Consider the following 17,573-nt stretch of genomic DNA (forward strand, 5'->3'; position numbering starts at 1 on the left):
TTGCGAGTGCAGGGTGGAAATATCTTTCGCCTGTTTCAGGTTGTAACTGCTGTTCTGATGCTTTTGTCCGCAGCGTCTCTGTGCGTATCCGACGGTATCGCCCAGACGGTATCGGGTGTGAAGGCCGATCCTGAACTGGCGGCCATGCGCGCCATAAGACAGGTTCGGGATCCAGCTGACAAGACCAGCCTCGACATCAAGACCTACCTGCGTGAAAACCCTCTGGCTCCGCCCGACACCAGCAGTCCGCGCGCAGCCCTTGAAAGCTATCTCCTGCTCATGGGCGAGGCGCAAAGCATCTGGCGCAATGTCCGCTCCGAATTCCAGGAAAGCTCGAACAGGTTTCTAACCGACGAGCAGGAACACAAGCTGACCCTGGTCAGGGCGCTTTTTGAAAAAGCGGCGGCGATCTTCGACCTGAGCGACATTCCCGATACGGCGCGCAAGAGCGCAAGCCTCGAGATCGTGCTGCAGTTTCAGGAAATTCTCGACCGGATCTATCTCCCGGCCATGGAGGATGTGCCCGGCGGGCCCGCAGGCTCGTTCCTGAATTCCAAGGCGATCGGTGAATTGCCGGAACGGTGGAAAATTCCCGGTACGGATATCGTCTTCGAGAAAACCGAAATGCCGGGCAACGGCAGCCGGTTTCTGATCACCGGCTCATCTGTGGACCGGATCCCCGAGGACTACGAACTGATCAAGTCGTTTCCCTCCCGGCAGGACCGGGGCGACGACCTCTATGCCTATTACATCTACACGCCCGGAAATCTCGTTGCGCCGAAGTGGTACAACCTGATCCGCTCCGGCCCCGACTGGCTCGGCAACCAGGTCCTGTCCCAGGCCTACTGGCAGTGGATTGCGCTCGTGCTTCTGACGGCGATCACGCTTGCCATACCGGTCCTGTTTCACCGCTGGAGCCGCTGGCGCGCCGTTCCTCTTTCCGACACGAGACGCAAGCTGCGCGGTTTGCAGATGCCGGTTATCGTCATGCTGGCCGTGCTTGCCTACCGGTATCTCACTGAGGAACAGGTCAATATTACCGGCGATGTGATGATCGCGGTCGGGACCGTCTCCACCGCCATCGTCTGGACGGCGATGGGCTGGCTGGCGTTCCGGATCGTCGATCTCATTTCCGCCTGGATCATCAAAAATCCGACCGTTCCGACCAGGAGCCTGGATTCCAGCCTGCTTCACACCGCCTTCCGTCTGGTCGGCGTCGCCGTCGCCGTACTGGTCATCGGCTACGGGGCGACCCAGATCGGCATTCCGGTCTATGGCGTGATCGCCGGTCTCGGCGTTGGCGGCCTTGCGGTTGCCCTTGCCGCACAGCCGACGCTGGAAAACCTCATCGGCGGGATCATCCTCTATGCGGACCGGATGGTCCGTGTCGGAGAATTCTGCGAGTTCGACGATCTCGCAGGCACGATCGAAACGATCGGTATCCGCTCAACACGGATCCGGGCGCTTGACCGCACCGTCATCACCGTTTCGAACGCGGACCTGGCGAAACGCAAGATCATCAACTACAGCCGCCGGGACCAGTTCCATCTGAAACACCGGATTACCCTGCGCTACGAGACCGGCGAAGAGCAGCTGAAGCAGGTGATCGCGGAAATCCGGTCCTTCCTTGAGAGCCATGAGATGGTCGCGGAAGAGCCGTTGCGCGTGCGCCTGGTCGAGCTTGGCGCCTTCTCCCTCGACATCGAGGTCTATGCCTATATCCAGACCTCGGCGCGCGATACCTTCCTGGAAATCCAGGAAGATATCCTGATGAAGATCATGGAAATCGTCCACGAAAGCGGCACTGACTTCGCGTTCCCGTCCTCCACCACCTACCTTGCGCAGGACGGCGGGCTGCCGGCGGACAGCCGGAAATGGATCGAGGACCACGCGTCCGGCGCCGACATTTCGGAAAGCGAACGGCAGGCGGGTTAGAGCATCGGGCGTTAACTTTGAAATATTTGACCGGCGCGCTTTTGTCTGCTGACAAGGCGGGTCGCGTGTCGTGGTGTTTCCCACCACAAGCGCGAGCCAACGCGGTCAGCGGGCAAAAGAGCCCGGCCCATCGGGTGTCAGAAAGCAGCCCATCGGCTGCGTTGCGCCGCTTACACGATGCACCGCATCGCGCTTCACGACGCGCCTAGCCGAATGAACTGCTTTTAGACATCAAATAATCCAAAGTTATCGCCCGATGCTCTAACCGCAGACTTCGCTGAACCAGGCCTCGAAATCCGCCTTGGCGCGCTGGGTCATGGCGAGCTTCTTCGCTTTGGTCTTTTCCTTGCCCTTCAGACGCTTGCCGTCAGGGCCTGTCTTCGGGGCTTCCACCGGCGGGAACAGGCCGAAGTTGACGTTCATCGGCTGGAAGGAACGGGGACCTTCGTCGTCGCGGGCAATGTGGCCACCGGTGATGTGACCGATCAGGGCGCCCATGGCCGTGGTCCCGGGCGGTACGGTGATCGGCCGGCCGAGACGTTCCAGGGCGGCAAAGATCCCGGTCATGCAGCCGACGCTTGCTGATTCCACATAGCCCTCGCAACCGGTGATCTGGCCGGCAAAGCGCAGGCGCGGCTCGGCCTTGAGCCGGAGCGTTCCGTCGAGCACCCTGGGCGAATTCAGGAACGTGTTGCGATGCAGGCCGCCGAGGCGGGCGAACTGGGCGTTCTCCAGTCCCGGGATCATCTTGAGGATCTCCGCCTGCGCGCCGTATTTCAGTTTCGTCTGAAAGCCGACCATGTTGTAGAGCGTGCCAAGCGCGTTGTCCTGGCGCAGCTGCACCACCGCATAGGCCTTCACCTCCGGATTATGCGCATTGGTCAGCCCCATCGGCTTCATCGGGCCGTGGCGCAGGGTTTCCCGGCCGCGGGCCGCCATGATCTCGATCGGCAGACAGCCGTCGAAATAGGGCGTGTTTTCCTCCCACTCCTTGAAGTCGGTCTTTTCGCCGGCAAGAAGCGCGTCTATGAAGGCCTCATACTGGTCCTTGTCCATGGGACAGTTGAGGTAATCCTTGCCCGTGCCGCCGGGGCCCACCTTGTCGTAGCGCGACTGGAACCAGGCCTTCGAAAGGTCGACGCTGTCGAAGTGGACGATCGGCGCGATTGCATCGAAAAACGCCAGCGCGTCCTCTCCGCTCTTTTCCAGGACCGCCTGCGACAGGGCAGGCGACGTCAGCGGGCCGGTCGCAACGATGACGCTGTCCCAGTCCTCGGGTGGCAGGCCTGCGATTTCCTCGCGCTCGATGGTGATCAGAGGATGGTCTTCCAGCGCCCTGGTGACGGCCGCGGAAAAGCCGTCGCGGTCGACGGCCAGCGCGCTGCCGGCCGGCACCTGATTGGCGTCGCCGCAACGCATGATCAGCGATCCGGCCCGGCGCAGCTCATGATGCAGCAGTCCGACCGCATTGTGCTCGCTGTCGTCTGAACGGAACGAGTTGGAGCACACGAGTTCGGCAAGGCCGTCGGTCTTGTGCGCATCGGTTCCGCGCACCGGCCGCATCTCGTGCAAGACAACCGGTATACCGCGTTCGGCGATCTGCCAGGCGGCTTCGGAACCTGCAAGGCCGCCGCCGATCACATGGATGGGGGTCATCCTGTCTAACCTTCAAAGAGTTCAGGGTGGTGGGGCTGCCATCTCCCGGCCGGCATGCCATCGGCACGGGCGCCATCGTGGAGGGACTGCCTTTTCAACATTCCCCTCCTTTACAGTGAGCTGCTTTTTCAGGCAATGGTCGTATCTGGATTGACCTGAGGGAACGGCGTTGGTTCACTCAGCCACTTTGAACAATTACGATTCGTAAGCGAGGACGCTTTGAAGATCGCGACGAAGGCCCTTTATCCGGCCGGCCTGGCAGGATTGTTGTTGCTCAACGCCTGCGCCGGACAATCGACCGGTCAGGCGACGTCCTGGTACGCATCCCACGACGGCGTAGCGCCCCGGCCGGACCGCATCTATGTCTGTCACGGCTTCGGCTGCACCTATACCACGCCGGTGAATTTCTCTGCCAGGGACCTCAATCGTCTGAAACGCATTCTGGCCGCAGGCAGCCGTTCGCCGGAGGCCGAGCGAAAGGCGATTGCAAATGCCGTTGCCTGGAACGAGAAGCGTGTCGCACCCGAGGTCGGATCCGCAAACGACATCGGCGGACTGGACCTGCACAACGCCGGTGTCCGGGGCCAGATGGACTGCATCGACGAGGCGACCAACACGGCAAGTCTTCTGCTGGTTGCCGAAAAACACGGTTATCTGAAATACCATTCGGTCAGCGGACCGGTTGCGCGCGGCTTTTTCCTGGACGGCCGTTATCCCCATGCGACGGCGACGGTGAAGGAAAAGAAGACCGGAGAGGTCTTCGCCATCGATTCGTGGCCGAAGGCCAACGGCGAAAAGCCGGTGGTCCAGGACCTGAATGTCTGGATGGCCGGTTAGGAATCAAACCGGGACGGGTCTCAACCCGAATTGAGCGCAAAAAAACACCTGCCGGCGGGAGGAGCGGGCAGGTTTTTTTTGATGCCGCTGTTCGCGGCCTGGTCAGGCGGGCTGCGGGAGGAGAGGCAGCCGGCCTTTGTTATTTTGCCGCCATGCGGGCATAGCGCGCGATATCGCAGCGGCTGATGCCGATGTCGGCGAGTTCACGGTTCGACATGCGGGAAAGTTCGTCGTAGGTGCTCCGGTACTGCTTCCAGTTCCGGTAATGGCGAACAACCTGGTCAAGCATGATGAGGCCTTTCTATCTTTTGTGTTTTCAGACCTGGCGCTTTCGTTCTGCGTCTGGCTCATTTGTTTCTTTGAATGAGCGGGATATAGGCGCCCGATTTCACGGCAGCTAGAAGGGAAACTGCACGTCTGGTCTTCGAAAAATGCAGACCTCGCAGCCGGTTATGCGCGAGCCGGATAACTGGTTTCACTGGCGTGGGGCGCGTGAAGGCACAAAAAATCCCCGGTCAATCGAGATTGCCGAGGGCGCGGTGTGCGGGGACGGATGTTCAGGCCTTAAAAAAACGATCGCCCGCCAGTGGGAGGAGGATCTGGCGGGCGTCGTTTTGGTTGACAAGACTGGGAGGAGGATGTCTTGCCAAGGTCGCGCGTTCCGTAGCTTGGGAGGAGGTAGCTGTAGGAACGCGAGCTCTTTACTGGGCGATGGTGCGGCGTGCGACGAAGCGGATGTCACTGCGGCTGATGCCGAGGTCGCTCAGTTCGCGGCTGGACAGGCGGGAGAGCTCGTCCACAGTGCGCCGGTAGTTGACCCAGTTATTGTATTTGCGAACGACGTTGTCGAACATGGCGTAAGTCCTTGTAGATTGCGTCGCAGCATCGTTTGTGTGCGCCGCATCATTGATCTGATGAGTGGAATATAATTCGAGGCCAAAAAAAAAGAAGTGCCATGTATGCATGTCAGTCATGCGTTTAGTGCAATGCAAAATAAACGGCCCGGCGTTGATGCGCGCCGGGCCGGAAAGTCAAAGCGAATCAATGCGGAATGGGAATATGTTGCATTGCAACCTATTCGGCGGCATCCGATGCGTGCTGTGGCCTGCGTTGCAAAAGCTCCCGCAAAAACCGGCCCGTATAGCTGGTCTCGATTTCGGCCACATCCTCCGGCCGGCCGGTTGCAACAACCGTTCCGCCGCCGTCGCCGCCCTCCGGTCCCATGTCGATGATCCAATCGGCCGTCTTGATGACTTCCAGATTGTGTTCGATCACCAGAACCGTGTTTCCCTGGTCGACCAGCTCGTGCAGGACCTCCAGAAGCTTGGCGACGTCATGGAAGTGCAGGCCGGTTGTCGGCTCGTCGAGAATATAAAGGGTGCGCCCGGTGGAGCGCCGAGACAGTTCCTTGGCCAGCTTCACCCGCTGGGCTTCGCCGCCCGATAGCGTCGTTGCCTGCTGGCCGACCTTGATATAGCCGAGGCCGACGCGCGCCAGGGTTTCCATCTTGTCCCGAACCGCCGGAACCGCGGAAAAGAACTCGGCGGCCTCTTCGACCGTCATGTCGAGCACGTCGGCGATCGACTTGCCCTTGAACAGGACCTCAAGGGTTTCCCGGTTGTAGCGCTGGCCCTTGCAGACATCGCAGGTGACGTAGACATCGGGCAGGAAGTGCATCTCGATCTTGATGACGCCATCGCCCTGGCAGGCCTCGCAGCGTCCGCCCTTCACGTTGAAGGAAAAGCGTCCCGGCGCATAGCCGCGCGCCTTGGCCTCCGGCATGCCGGCGAACCATTCGCGGATCGGGGTGAACGCGCCCGTATAGGTCGCCGGGTTGGAGCGCGGTGTGCGTCCGATCGGCGACTGGTCGATATCGATCACCTTGTCCAGATGTTCCAGCCCGTCGATCCGGTCATGCGGGGCAGGGTTGTCGCGCGCGCCGTTCAGCCGCCGGGCGGCCGACTTGTACAGGGTGTCGATCAAAAACGTCGACTTGCCGCCGCCCGAAACCCCGGTGACGCAGGTGAATGTGCCGAGCGGCACATCGACGGAAACGTCCTTGAGGTTGTTGCCGCGGGCGCCGACCACGGAAATCTTGCGGGTCTTCTTGAGTTTACGCCGTTCTTCGGGAAGCGGAATCATCCGGGCGCCGGAGAGATACTGGCCGGTCAGCGAGGCCGGGTTTGCCATGATCTCCTGCGGCGTTCCCTGGGCAACGATCTCGCCGCCATGAACGCCGGCACCCGGGCCGACATCGACCACGAAATCCGCCGTCAGTACCGCGTCCTCATCGTGCTCGACGACGATCACCGTGTTGCCGAGATCGCGCAGGTGCTTCAGCGTGTCGAGCAGCCGGGCATTGTCGCGCTGGTGCAGGCCGATGGACGGTTCGTCCAGAACGTAAAGCACGCCGGTCAGACCCGAGCCGATCTGGGAGGCCAGGCGGATGCGCTGGCTTTCCCCGCCCGAAAGCGTGCCCGAATTGCGCGACAGGGTCAGATATTCCAGGCCGACGTCATTGAGGAATTTCAAGCGTTCGCGGATCTCCTTCAGGATCCGGCCCGCGATGTCGTTTTGTTTCTGCGTCAGCTTTTCGGGAAGGTCATTGAACCAGTCATTGGCGACGCGAATGGAAAATTCGGTCACCTGGCCGATGTGCAGGCCGCCGATTTTAACGGCCAGCGCCTCCGGCTTCAGGCGGTAACCGGTGCAGGCCGGGCAGGCATGGTCGGACTGGAACCGGGAGAGTTCCTCCCGCACCCAGGTGGATTCGGTTTCCCGCCAGCGCCGCTCGATGTTGCCGATGACGCCTTCGAAGACCTTTTCGGTCTTGTAGCTGCGTGCGCCGTCATCATAGATGAACGCGACCTTGTCCTTGCCGGTGCCGTAAAGAATGGCCTGGCGGACGTCCTCCGGCAGTTCCTTCCACGGCGTCGCCATGGAGACGTCGAAGTGCCGGCAAAGCGCTTCCAGGGTCTGGACGTAATAAGGCGAGGTCGAACCGGTCTTCGCCCAGGGCAGAACGGCGCCTTCGCGCAGGGACAGGGTGTGATCGGGCACGACGAGTTCGTCTTCGAAGGCAAGGGTCGTCCCCAGGCCGTCACAGGCCGAACAGGCGCCGAAGGGGTTGTTGAAGGAAAACAGCCGGGGTTCGATTTCCGGAATGGTGAACCCGGAAACCGGACAGGCGAATTTCTCCGAAAAGACAATACGTTCGTGGGTTTCGTTCAAGTTCTGCAGAACCGCACCCGCTTGAGGTGCAGCCAGAGCCTTGTCGGCGAACTCCGCGATCGCAATGCCGTCGGCGAGCCTGAGCGCGGTCTCAAGGGAATCCGCCAGTCGGCCGGCAATGTCTTCGCGCACCACGATCCGGTCCACGACTACGTCGATGTCGTGCTTGAACTTCTTGTCGAGCGCCGGGGCTTCGGCGATTTCATGGAACTCGCCGTCGATCTTGACCCGCTGAAAGCCCTTCTTCATGAGCTCGGCGAGTTCCTTGCGGTACTCGCCCTTGCGGCCGCGGACGATCGGGGCCAGCAGGTAGAGCCGCGTGCCTTCCTCAAGCTCGAGGATCCGGTCCACCATCTGGGAAACGGTCTGGCTCTCGATCGGCAGGCCGGTTGCCGGAGAGTAGGGGACGCCGACGCGCGCGAACAGGAGACGCATGTAGTCGTAGATTTCCGTAACCGTCCCGACCGTGGAGCGCGGGTTCCGCGAGGTGGTCTTCTGTTCGATGGAAATGGCCGGCGACAGACCGTCGATCTGGTCGACATCCGGCTTCTGCATCATTTCCAGGAACTGGCGCGCATAGGCCGACAGGCTTTCCACATAGCGGCGCTGGCCCTCGGCATAGATCGTGTCGAAGGCGAGCGACGACTTGCCCGATCCCGACAGGCCCGTCATCACGATCAGCCGGTCCCTGGGCAGGTCCAGATCGATCCCCTTCAGATTGTGTTCCCGCGCGCCGCGCACGGAAATGATCCGGGTGGGATCCGGGGCCTTTGTGTCGGCGTGAACGTCATGCGCCATGTGGTGTTAATCCTCTCGGGCGGCCTTGGGAGTCCGGAAAGCCTGAACGAGCCTGGGGGAGGCGGCTTGCTGTGGCACTGTCCGGCGACGCTCCATATTTAGAATGTTCGAAGGCGAAGGCAAATGACGGGCGTCAAAAAAACGCAAGCACACCCGATCTCTCCTGACACCTGGTAGAGTGTAGCCTTGACAATAAGAACATAAAGAGAACAAAAATAGCAACTGGAAAAGCATTGCACCTTTCGCTTGACCAAGCCTTTGTGGAAAAGGCTGGATTCAAGTGGAAAGACCCGGCGTACCCTTGTGTTTGGCGTTAGGGTCTGCGGACGAAAAGACGGAATGAGCCGGCGTCCGCAACGCCGGAGGTATGATCTCGGGAGTTCAGTCATGGCGGGCAGCGTCAACAAGGTAATTCTGGTCGGCAATCTGGGAGCGGATCCTGAAATCCGCCGGACCCAGGACGGCCGGCCGATCGCAAATCTTCGGATCGCGACGTCGGAGACCTGGCGCGACCGCAACAGCGGCGAACGCCGGGAAAAGACCGAATGGCACCGGGTGGTGATCTTCAACGAGGGTCTTTGCAAGGTGGCGGAGCAATATCTGCGCAAAGGCTCCAAGGTTTATCTCGAAGGCCAGCTGCAGACCCGCAAGTGGCAGGACCAGAGCGGTCAGGATCGCTATTCCACCGAAGTGGTGCTGCAGGGCTTCAATTCGAACCTGACCATGCTCGACGGCCGGGGTGAGGGCGGTGGCCAGGGCGGCGGTAGTCTGCCTGACTACGGATCCTCCGGCGGCGGCTTTGGCGGCGGCGAATCGTCCGGCGGCGGCTACGGCGGCGGCCCGGGCGGTTATGGCGGCGGCTCCGGCGGCTCTGGCGGCGGATATGGCGGTCCCCAGGGCGGCGGCTCCGGCCCCATGGACGACGAAATTCCGTTCTAACCTTTCTCAGGCGGCAGAAGTGCGGTCTTGCATGGTGCCGGTCAGGCTTGCTAAGGCCCCGTATCAAGGCTCTGCGAGCAGAGGTGTGCCGGGTTGTGCCCCGTTGCAGCACACGCTTGCGGTGCCGTCCTGCGTCGTTTCGGTCACAGCCTCGTGATTGTTAATGCCGAAAAGGCTTTGGTTATTAACCCTGTGTCGAAGTTTGGTGTAATATTTTCCGAGCTGCCGTAACGCCAACCTGGCCCGGAGTTCGGAACCGGAAGCCGAAATCGGACGTTGGTCCCGTAGGACCGGAGCCGGCAGGCGGAGCGGATGCGGATCCGTAAGGCAGGCGGTTCGCACGGAAAGAAATTATGTTTCGGGCACGGCGGAGTGTGTCGTTCGCCGGCCCCACGAGCTTAAGGCGGTTGGAATATGCGGATCCCGGCGAACGTTGTAACGATGAAGCCCGGTAACGGGAAGACAGGTGTCCGGAGAGCCTCCGGCACGACGGAAGGTGACCAGAAGGTGAAACGCCGGGCTTTGTCCTCGACCGTACTGGCAGGGCTGGCGACGGCGGTGCTCTGCAGCGCCTTTGTCGGGGCCGGGGCCGATACGGCGCAGGCGCAAGGATTTTTCGAGCGCCTGTTCAATCCGAAATATCACCGCATGCAGGAGCTGAAGGCGCGTGAGGAACTGTTGCGCGAAAAGGCGCGGACGGTTCGGGTCTCCGCGCCGAAGTTCTACACCTACAAGCCCGATGTCTGGAAACGCGTGTCCTTTGCCGCCCTCGCCGAGGTGAAGACGGCCGCCGTCACGGCGAAGGAGGACCAGGCCGGCGAGGGGGAAGGTGTTGCCGCGGATGCGGCTCCCGCCGTTCTGACGGAGTTCGACAAGGCCCGTCCGGCCCTGAAGGGACTGGACTTCGAAATGCTTCCCGAAGTGGCCGACGCGCTGAAGGCCTTTTACCGCGAACACCCGGATTTTCTCTGGATCGAGGACGGCAACGTCAACAGCCGTGCGCTGAGCGCGAAGATGGCGCTTGCCGATGCGGACAAGGAAGGCCTGAACCCGGAAGACTACAAGGTCGATCTGCCGACGTTCGAGAAGGCCGGGACGGAGATGGCATCGGCGGATGACGACGCCGCGAAGCTGGAGCGCGAAAAGGCTCTGATGAGTTTCGAGCTGACCTTTTCCAGCGCGGTGCTGACCTACGTCCTCGACGCGGAGCGCGGCCGGGTCGATCCCGACCGGATTTCCGGCTATCACGATCTGCCGCGCCATGAGGTCGATCTCGTCGCCGTTCTGGAAGAGATCAAGTCCAAGGACGATCTGGAAGCCTATCTGGTCTCCCGCAATCCCCAGAATGCCCAATACGCGGCGCTGAAGAAGGAACTCGCCCGCCTGCGCGCGCAGGACGAGGAAGAGGGCCAGATCGTAATCGCGCCCGGCACGTTCCTGAAGGCCGGCGGCTCCAGCCCGGAAATGAAGCACATCGTGGCTGCGATCAATAAGAACGGATCGGACGCGCTGAAGGAAAAGCACGCCGATACCCTTGCCGCCTATGCCGGAGAAGAGGCCTACACCCCTGAACTGGTCGCACTGGTCAAGGACTTCCAGAAGGAAAACAAGCTGTCGGCCGACGGGATTGTCGGCAAGAACACGATCAAGGCCATGGTCGGTGAGACCAATGCGGCCAAGATTGCCAAGGTGAAGCTGGCCATGGAGCGCCGTCGTTGGCTGCCGGTCGATCTCGGTGCCCGCCGGGTCTTCGTGAACCAGCCGGCGTTCACCGCGACCTACTACGAGCCGGGCAAAGAGCCCTATTCCATGCGGGTGATCGTTGGCAAGAAGTCCAACCAGACCAGCTTCTTCTACGACAAGATCGAGCTGGTGGAATACAACCCCTACTGGGGCGTTCCCTATTCCATCATCGTCAACGAGATGCTGCCGAAACTGGCGCAGGATCCGAGCTACCTGGACCGCGCCGGCTACGAGGTCACGACCGTTTCCGGCCACCAGGTGTCGTCTTCGTCCGTCGACTGGTATGCAGTTGCCACCAAGCAGCAGAGCATCAATGTCCGCCAGTATCCGGGCGCGTCCAACGCGCTCGGCCAGGTGAAGATCCTGTTTCCCAACTCGCATGACATCTACATGCATGACACGCCGACAAAGAGCCTGTTCAACAAGGATGTCCGCGCCTTCAGCCATGGCTGTATCCGCCTGCAGGATCCCAAGGGCATGGCCGCCGCCGTTCTCGGCAAGTCTAAGGACTATGTCACCGGCCGGATCAATCAGGGTCAGAACGCCCAGGAAGACGTGACCGGCAATATTCCAGTCTACATCTCCTATTTCACGGCCTGGCCGAATGACGAGGGCACGATCAGCTATTTCGACGACATCTACGATCGCGACATGTACCTACTGAAGGCACTCGACATCACCGAACAGACCCGGGAAGACGCCCGGGTCTGAGGGGCCAGAAGATTAGGAACGAAAAAAGCCGCGGAGAACCTGCTCCGCGGCTTTTTCTGTTTCGCGATTATCAGGAGCCGGACAGGCAGTCCGCCATGGCGTCGGCCATGCCGGAAATCAGCGCGAAATAAAGTCCGGGTCCATCCTCAAGCTCCGCCCCGAGCGGGTCCAGCGTGCCGGACCGCGCCTGCGTTCCTTCCAGAACGACCCGGATCAGCTTTGGTTCGAACTGGGGTTCTGCAAAGACGCATACGGCCTGCCGTTTCTTTATGATGTCGTGGATTTCCGCGACTCGGTCCGCACCGGCCGGGACTTCCGGATTCAAGGTGATGGCGCCGGCGGCCGGCATGCCGAAACGGTCCTCAAAATAATGGTAGCCGTCATGGAAGACGATGAAGGACCGGCCTTTTACGGGGGCAAGCCTTTCGTTTGTGCTTTGGATCAGGTCGGCGAGCTTTCGATCCATGGCATCGGCGTTCGCCTTGTATGATGCGGCATTTTCCGGATCGGCGGTACTCAGGCTTTCGGCGATTTCCCGGACCATGGCGCGGGCGTTTTCCGGGTCGAGCCATATGTGAGGGTCCAGTCCGTCCGCGCCGTGATTATGGCCGTCATCCTTGCCGCCGTCGGCCCGGTCATGCGCTTCGCCGTGGTCATGGTCGTCCCCTTGAAATCCGTCGCCGTCGCGGAATTTCAGATGCTCGACACCCGGAGCGTCGAAAAGTTCGATCCGGAGCGCCTTTTCGGCCATCGTCGAAATCGGTTTGGCGAGTGAGGTTTCCAGATTGTCGCCGATCCAGAAAACCACATCGGCATCTTGAAGCTGTGCGGCCTGCGACGGTTTCAGGGAAAAATCATGAGGCGAGGCGGCGCCCTTGATCAGGAGCTGCGGAGATCCGACACCTTGCATGACGCCGGCAACCAGTGAATGCACCGGCTTGATGGTCGTTACGACGGAAACGGCTGCCTGTGCGAAGGTGGGCGCCAGGGTAAGACTGGCGACAAGGATCATGCGTGGAACCAGCGTTTGAATGCGGCGTGAGCGAAAAAGAACGGGCAAGGGCGACTCCCATTGAACGGTATGTAATAACATTACATGTAACTCTATAACGTTCACTGAACGAAGGCACAAGCCCCAATTCGACCGGTCCCGTATTGCGGGTGTGGAAATATCGATCCTGTCTCAAGTTTCACTTCGAACCCCGAAAAGATGAGAATTGTCGCCAGAGACTGGTTTTCGCGCCTGAAAAGTCTTATCCGTCATTACCGTTTGCAGCCAAACCGATTCCAACCAGGCTGCGTTTTCAGGTGCTTCCGGAGCGTTTCTTGTCTCACATCGATCTCGCATTGGTTCTTCCGGCCTTGCTTGCCTGCGTCCTTGGCGGTCTCTTGAAGGGCGCGACCGGGGCGGGGGCGCCCGTCATCGGCGTGCCGGTGCTGGCGGCGCTGACCGACGTCCAGTTTGCCGTCGCCGTCTTCGTCACGTCCAACCTCCTGACAAACGTCAATCAGGCCTGGCAGCACCGTAAGGCGCGGCTGCCCTGGCAATTCATGGTCCTGTTCGCCGGCGGCGGAGCGCTGGGGGCCATGGGCGGCACCGTTCTGCTCGCCGGCCTGCCGTCCGACACCCTGTCGATCGCCATGGCGCTGGTCGTTCTGGGATATGTCGGCTTCCGAATTCTGAAGGCGGACTGGATGTTGAGCTATGCCGCGGGCGTCAGGCTGGCCGGACCGATCGGCCTTCTGGGCGGCGCCCTTCAGGGCGCGACCGGCATTTCCGCGCCGGCCTCCATCACCTTTCTGAATGCCCTGAAACTTCCGCGCAGCACGTTTATTGCCACGATTTCCGTGTTCTTCATCGTCATGTCCATCGGGCAGATCGAGCAACTCGTCACCGTCGGACTTCTGGACTGGCACCGGTTCTTTCTCGGACTCGGCGTAACGGTTGCCATCGCCCTGTTCATGCCAGTCGGCAATTATCTGGCCCGGCATCTGGCGAAGGAAACCTTCGACAAGATCATGCTCGGCCTGCTGACCCTGATCGCGACGAAAATCCTGGTCCAGGAACTGTTCTTCTAGGCCTCCTGGATAAAAAAGGCCCGCAATTGCTTGCGGGCCTTGCAGCGAACATTCGCACTGAAATCAGGCGGCGATCAGACCGCCCGCATCGGCGAGACGGCTCAGGTGATAATCCGCATCGCCGAAGGCCGTATCGATCATCGTCACCCGCTTGAAATAATGGCCGACGGCAAGTTCCATGGTCATGCCGACACCGCCGTGAAGCTGGACCGCCTGCTGGCCGACGAACCGGCCGGAGCGGCCGATCTGCACCTTGGCTCCGGCAATGGAGCGCCGGCGTTCGGCGACGTCCTGTTCGTCCGCCATCATGGTAGCCAGCATCGACATGCTGCGCGCCTGTTCCAGCATCAGGAACATGTCGGCCGCCCGGTGCTGCAGCACCTGGAAGTCGCCGATGGGCACACCGAACTGTTTGCGCGTCTTCAGATAGTCGACCGTGGTCTCATGCATCACCGACATGGTGCCGACCGCTTCCGCGCACAGGGCGGCGATGGCTTCGTCGGTAACCTGTTCGATCAGCGGCAAGCCATTCTCAGGTTCTCCGATCACCCAGTCGGCCTCGACGCGAACGCCTTCCAGCAGTACTTCCGCCGCCCGCTGGCCGTCCTGGGTCGGATAGCCTCGCCGTGAGACGCCCGCGGCATTTCCGTCAACCAGGAAGACGCCGATCCCGGACCGGTCGCGCCGGTCGCCGGCGACCCGTGCCGTCACGATCAGCTTGTCGGCGCTGTCGCCGTGAACGACCACGCTTTTCGCGCCGTCCAGGACATAGGAACCGCCGTCCTTGCGCGCCGTCGTCGTCACGTCCGCCAGATCGTAGCGGGAATGACGTTCCGTCTGGGCAAAGGCGAGCGTCAGGCTGCCGTCGACGATCTGCGGGATCAGGTCCGCTTTTTGGGCTGCATTCGCGCCATTGCGCAGGAAACCGCCGCCGAGGACGACGGTTGCCAGATAGGGCTCCAGTGCCAAAGCGCGGCCGAAAGCCTCCATGACGATCATGGTACCGACCGGGCCCTGGTCCATGCCGCCGTCGTCTGCGGAAAACGGCATGGCGAGCAGGCCAAGGTCGGCATATTGCGCCCACATGTCGGCGCTCCAGCCGCGTTCCGAGGCTCCATGGGCCTTGCGCTGCTCGAAACCGTAGCGATCGGCGAGCAGGCGCTCGACGCTATCCTTGATGAGCCGTTGCTCTTCGTTCAGATCAAAATCCATCTCACAGCCCCCTCACAGACCCAGGATTGCCTTGGCGATAATGTTCTTCTGGATCTCGTTGGATCCGCCGTAGATCGAGACCTTGCGCCAGTTGAAATAGGTCGGTGCGGCGGTCGCAGCCCAGTCCATGCCGATGGGCGGCTCGTTCGAGCCTTCAACAAGCCCCGGTTGGAAGGGCAGGGCATAGGGGCCGACCACTTCCATGAGCAGTTCCGTGGTCGCCTGCTGCAGTTCCGAGCCCTTGATCTTCAGGATCGACGAAGCCGGATCCGGCTTGCCCTTGTCGCCCCGCTTGGCCTCGGCGGCCACGACCCGGAGCTGGGTCATTTCCAGCGCCTTCAGTTCCACCTCGACGGCGGCAAGCTTTTCGCGGAAGCGCTGGTTCTCGATCATCGGCGCGGAGCCGTAGAATTCCTGGCCCGCCAGTTCCTTGATCCGGCGGATGCGCTGCTTGGAAATGCCGATCCGTGCAATGCCGGAGCGTTCGTTGCCGAGCAGGAACTTGGCATAATCCCAGCCCCTGTTTTCCTCGCCGACCAGGTTCTCCACCGGTACGCGGACGTCGGTAAAGAAGACCTCGTTGACCTCCTTGCCGCCGTCGATGGTCTGGATCGGCCGGACCTCGATGCCCGGCGTCTTCATGTCGATCAGCAGGAAGGAAATCCCGACCTGCTTCTTCACGTCGGGATTGGTGCGCACCAGGCAGAAGATCCAGTCCGCGTGCTGGGCAAGGGTGGTCCAGGTCTTCTGGCCGTTGACCACATAATGGTCGCCGTCGCGCACGGCCTTGGTCCTCAGGCTGGCAAGATCGGATCCGGCGCCGGGTTCGGAAAAGCCCTGGCACCACCAGTCATCCAGATTGGCAATCCGCGGCAGGAAGCGCTGTTTTTGGGCCTCGTTGCCGAAGGTAGCGATCACCGGTCCGACCATGTGCACGCCGAACTGCAGCGGCTGCGGCGCAGGCGTCTGCTGCATTTCCTCCCAGAAGATGTAAAGCTTGATCGGATCCCAGCCCGTTCCGCCATATTCGACCGGCCAGTGGGGCACGGCCCAGCCCTTGGCGTTCAGGATCCGCTGCCAGGTCACGAGGTCCTGCTTTTCCAGCGAATGCTGGTCGATCATTTTGGCGTGGATGTCGGCCGGGATGTTCTCGTGGAAGAACGTGCGCACTTCCTCGCGGAATGCCTGTTCTTCCTTTGTAAATGCCAGGTCCATGGCTAAGGCCTCACGAATTGATTTCAAACAGACCGGCAGCACCCATGCCGCCGCCAACGCACATGGTCACCACCGCATACCGGGCGCCGCGGCGCTTGCTCTCGATCAGGGCGTGGCCGGCAAGCCGGGAGCCCGACATGCCATAGGGGTGGCCGACCGAGATCGCCCCGCCGTTGACGTTGAGCCTGGCCGGATCGATCCCGAGCCGGTCCCGGCAATAGATGACCTGAACGGCAAAGGCCTCGTTCAGTTCCCAGAGGTCGATGTCATCGACGGAGAGACCATGACGTTCAAGGAGGCGTGGAACGGCAAAAACCGGCCCGATGCCCATCTCGTCCGGTTCGCAGCCGGCGACCGCGAAGCCCCGAAAGATGCCAAGCGGTTCCAGGCCGCGCTGTTCGGCAAGTTTTCGCTCCATCACCACGCAGGCCGATGCGCCGTCCGAAAGCTGGCTGGCATTGCCTGCGGTAATGGTCATGCCGTCGCCGCGCACCGGCTTCAGCCCGGCAAGGCCTTCCGCATTCGTGTCCGGGCGCGGGCCTTCGTCAGCGGTCAGTTCCACGTCCTTGAAGGAGACCTCGCCGGTCTGCCTGTCGGTTACGGCCATGCGGGTGGAAATCGGCACGATTTCCGCATCGAACCATCCGGCTTCCCGCGCCGCCGCGGTGCGCTTCTGGCTTTCCAGGCCATAGGCGTCCTGATCCTCGCGGGAGATGCCATAACGTTTGGCGACGACCTCGGCTGTGTCGATCATCGGCAGATAGACGTCGCCCTTGATCTCCTGCAGCGCCTCGTCGATGGCATGAAAGCTGTTGCGGTGGTCGTTCTGCACGAGCGAGACGGATTCCACGCCGCCGGCGACGCCGACGGACATGCCGTCGTGGATGATGGAGCGGGCAATGACCGCAATCGACTGCAGGCCGGACGAACACTGGCGGTCGATGGTCGCGCCGCCGGTGGTTACCGGCAATCCGGCGCGCAGGAGCGCGCGGCGGGCGACGTTGCCGCCGGTGGTGCCTTCCTGGAGCGCACAGCCGAAAACAACGTCTTCGACTTCCGAGCCTTCGATGCCGGCCCGGTCGACGGCTGCGGCAATCGCGTGGCCGGCAAGGGTCGGTCCGCAAGTGAGATTAAGCGCACCGCGATAGGCCTTGCCGATCGGAGTGCGGGCCGTGGAGACGATGACGGCTTCCCGCATGTGTTCTGCTTCTCCCTGT

The 17,573-nt window shown here is 61.5% G+C and carries 13 protein-coding genes; 5 read left to right on the plus strand and 8 right to left on the minus strand.

Features of this window, described 5'->3' with window-relative positions:
• Window positions 1-57 precede the first annotated feature (57 nt).
• Window positions 58-1,935: a mechanosensitive ion channel family protein gene (locus tag HK439_RS08545; RefSeq protein ID WP_190290983.1), complete on the plus strand. Its 1,878-nt coding sequence runs from the start codon at window positions 58-60 to the stop codon at window positions 1,933-1,935.
• A 261-nt stretch (window positions 1,936-2,196) separates the two neighbouring features.
• Here HK439_RS08545 and trmFO read toward each other — a convergent pair whose 3' ends face one another.
• Window positions 2,197-3,591 (minus strand): methylenetetrahydrofolate--tRNA-(uracil(54)-C(5))-methyltransferase (FADH(2)-oxidizing) TrmFO, encoded by a 1,395-nt coding sequence (gene trmFO / locus HK439_RS08550; RefSeq protein WP_190290984.1) that lies wholly within the window; start codon window positions 3,589-3,591, stop codon window positions 2,197-2,199.
• A 219-nt stretch (window positions 3,592-3,810) separates the two neighbouring features.
• Here trmFO and HK439_RS08555 point away from each other — a divergent pair, with 219 nt between their 5' ends.
• Window positions 3,811-4,428: a hypothetical protein gene (locus HK439_RS08555; RefSeq protein ID WP_190290985.1), complete on the plus strand. Its 618-nt coding sequence runs from the start codon at window positions 3,811-3,813 to the stop codon at window positions 4,426-4,428.
• Between the two features lie 139 nt (window positions 4,429-4,567).
• Here the strand turns inward: HK439_RS08555 and HK439_RS08560 are convergent, their stop codons facing one another.
• The 3 genes from HK439_RS08560 to uvrA all read right to left on the minus strand — a co-directional run bounded on the left by HK439_RS08560 (window position 4,568) and on the right by uvrA (window position 8,457).
• Window positions 4,568-4,717, minus strand: coding sequence for a DUF1127 domain-containing protein (locus HK439_RS08560; RefSeq protein WP_190290986.1), 150 nt, complete (start codon window positions 4,715-4,717; stop codon window positions 4,568-4,570).
• Window positions 4,718-5,129: 412 nt separating this feature from the next.
• Window positions 5,130-5,282, minus strand: a complete 153-nt coding sequence (locus HK439_RS08565) for a DUF1127 domain-containing protein (protein ID WP_190290987.1) — start codon at window positions 5,280-5,282, stop codon at window positions 5,130-5,132.
• Between the two features lie 220 nt (window positions 5,283-5,502).
• Window positions 5,503-8,457 (minus strand): excinuclease ABC subunit UvrA, encoded by a 2,955-nt coding sequence (gene uvrA, locus HK439_RS08570; protein ID WP_190290988.1) that lies wholly within the window; start codon window positions 8,455-8,457, stop codon window positions 5,503-5,505.
• A gap of 387 nt (window positions 8,458-8,844) precedes the next feature.
• Here uvrA and HK439_RS08575 point away from each other — a divergent pair, with 387 nt between their 5' ends.
• The gene (locus HK439_RS08575) at window positions 8,845-9,396 is read left to right on the plus strand and encodes a single-stranded DNA-binding protein (RefSeq protein ID WP_190290989.1); all 552 of its coding nucleotides are present in this window, start codon (window positions 8,845-8,847) and stop codon (window positions 9,394-9,396) included.
• Between the two features lie 507 nt (window positions 9,397-9,903).
• On the plus strand, window positions 9,904-11,850 hold the full coding sequence (locus HK439_RS08580) for a L,D-transpeptidase family protein (protein ID WP_209011652.1): 1,947 nt from the start codon (window positions 9,904-9,906) through the stop codon (window positions 11,848-11,850).
• A gap of 70 nt (window positions 11,851-11,920) precedes the next feature.
• Here the strand turns inward: HK439_RS08580 and HK439_RS08585 are convergent, their stop codons facing one another.
• Complete coding sequence (locus tag HK439_RS08585; protein ID WP_235987707.1) at window positions 11,921-12,910, minus strand: zinc ABC transporter substrate-binding protein; 990 nt, start codon at window positions 12,908-12,910, stop codon at window positions 11,921-11,923.
• A gap of 266 nt (window positions 12,911-13,176) precedes the next feature.
• Here HK439_RS08585 and HK439_RS08590 point away from each other — a divergent pair, with 266 nt between their 5' ends.
• Window positions 13,177-13,929 (plus strand): sulfite exporter TauE/SafE family protein, encoded by a 753-nt coding sequence (locus tag HK439_RS08590; RefSeq protein ID WP_209011653.1) that lies wholly within the window; start codon window positions 13,177-13,179, stop codon window positions 13,927-13,929.
• Between the two features lie 63 nt (window positions 13,930-13,992).
• Here HK439_RS08590 and HK439_RS08595 read toward each other — a convergent pair whose 3' ends face one another.
• From HK439_RS08595 to HK439_RS08605, 3 genes are read right to left on the minus strand one after another with little or no spacing between them, the layout of a single operon-like run.
• Window positions 13,993-15,141: an acyl-CoA dehydrogenase family protein gene (locus tag HK439_RS08595; RefSeq protein WP_190290991.1), complete on the minus strand. Its 1,149-nt coding sequence runs from the start codon at window positions 15,139-15,141 to the stop codon at window positions 13,993-13,995.
• A 12-nt stretch (window positions 15,142-15,153) separates the two neighbouring features.
• On the minus strand, window positions 15,154-16,356 hold the full coding sequence (pimC, locus tag HK439_RS08600; protein WP_190290992.1) for a pimeloyl-CoA dehydrogenase large subunit: 1,203 nt from the start codon (window positions 16,354-16,356) through the stop codon (window positions 15,154-15,156).
• A 10-nt stretch (window positions 16,357-16,366) separates the two neighbouring features.
• The gene (locus tag HK439_RS08605; RefSeq protein WP_190290993.1) at window positions 16,367-17,554 is read right to left on the minus strand and encodes an acetyl-CoA C-acyltransferase; all 1,188 of its coding nucleotides are present in this window, start codon (window positions 17,552-17,554) and stop codon (window positions 16,367-16,369) included.
• Between the last annotated feature and the right edge of the window lie 19 nt (window positions 17,555-17,573).

The sequence above is a fragment of the Roseibium aggregatum genome (assembly GCF_014692675.1).
Lineage (GTDB): Bacteria > Pseudomonadota > Alphaproteobacteria > Rhizobiales > Stappiaceae > Roseibium > Roseibium aggregatum_C.

What these genes read in the sequence shown, in the direction of transcription:
- HK439_RS08545 (WP_190290983.1), top strand. Translation starts at nt 58, where the DNA reads ATGCTTTTGTCCGCAGCGTCTCTGTGCGTATCCGACGGTATCGCCCAG.
- trmFO (WP_190290984.1), bottom strand. Translation starts at nt 3,591, where the DNA reads ATGACCCCCATCCATGTGATCGGCGGCGGCCTTGCAGGTTCCGAAGCC.
- HK439_RS08560 (WP_190290986.1), bottom strand. Translation starts at nt 4,717, where the DNA reads ATGCTTGACCAGGTTGTTCGCCATTACCGGAACTGGAAGCAGTACCGG.
- HK439_RS08565 (WP_190290987.1), bottom strand. Translation starts at nt 5,282, where the DNA reads ATGTTCGACAACGTCGTTCGCAAATACAATAACTGGGTCAACTACCGG.
- uvrA (WP_190290988.1), bottom strand. Translation starts at nt 8,457, where the DNA reads ATGGCGCATGACGTTCACGCCGACACAAAGGCCCCGGATCCCACCCGG.
- HK439_RS08575 (WP_190290989.1), top strand. Translation starts at nt 8,845, where the DNA reads ATGGCGGGCAGCGTCAACAAGGTAATTCTGGTCGGCAATCTGGGAGCG.
- HK439_RS08595 (WP_190290991.1), bottom strand. Translation starts at nt 15,141, where the DNA reads ATGGATTTTGATCTGAACGAAGAGCAACGGCTCATCAAGGATAGCGTC.
- pimC (WP_190290992.1), bottom strand. Translation starts at nt 16,356, where the DNA reads ATGGACCTGGCATTTACAAAGGAAGAACAGGCATTCCGCGAGGAAGTG.
- HK439_RS08605 (WP_190290993.1), bottom strand. Translation starts at nt 17,554, where the DNA reads ATGCGGGAAGCCGTCATCGTCTCCACGGCCCGCACTCCGATCGGCAAG.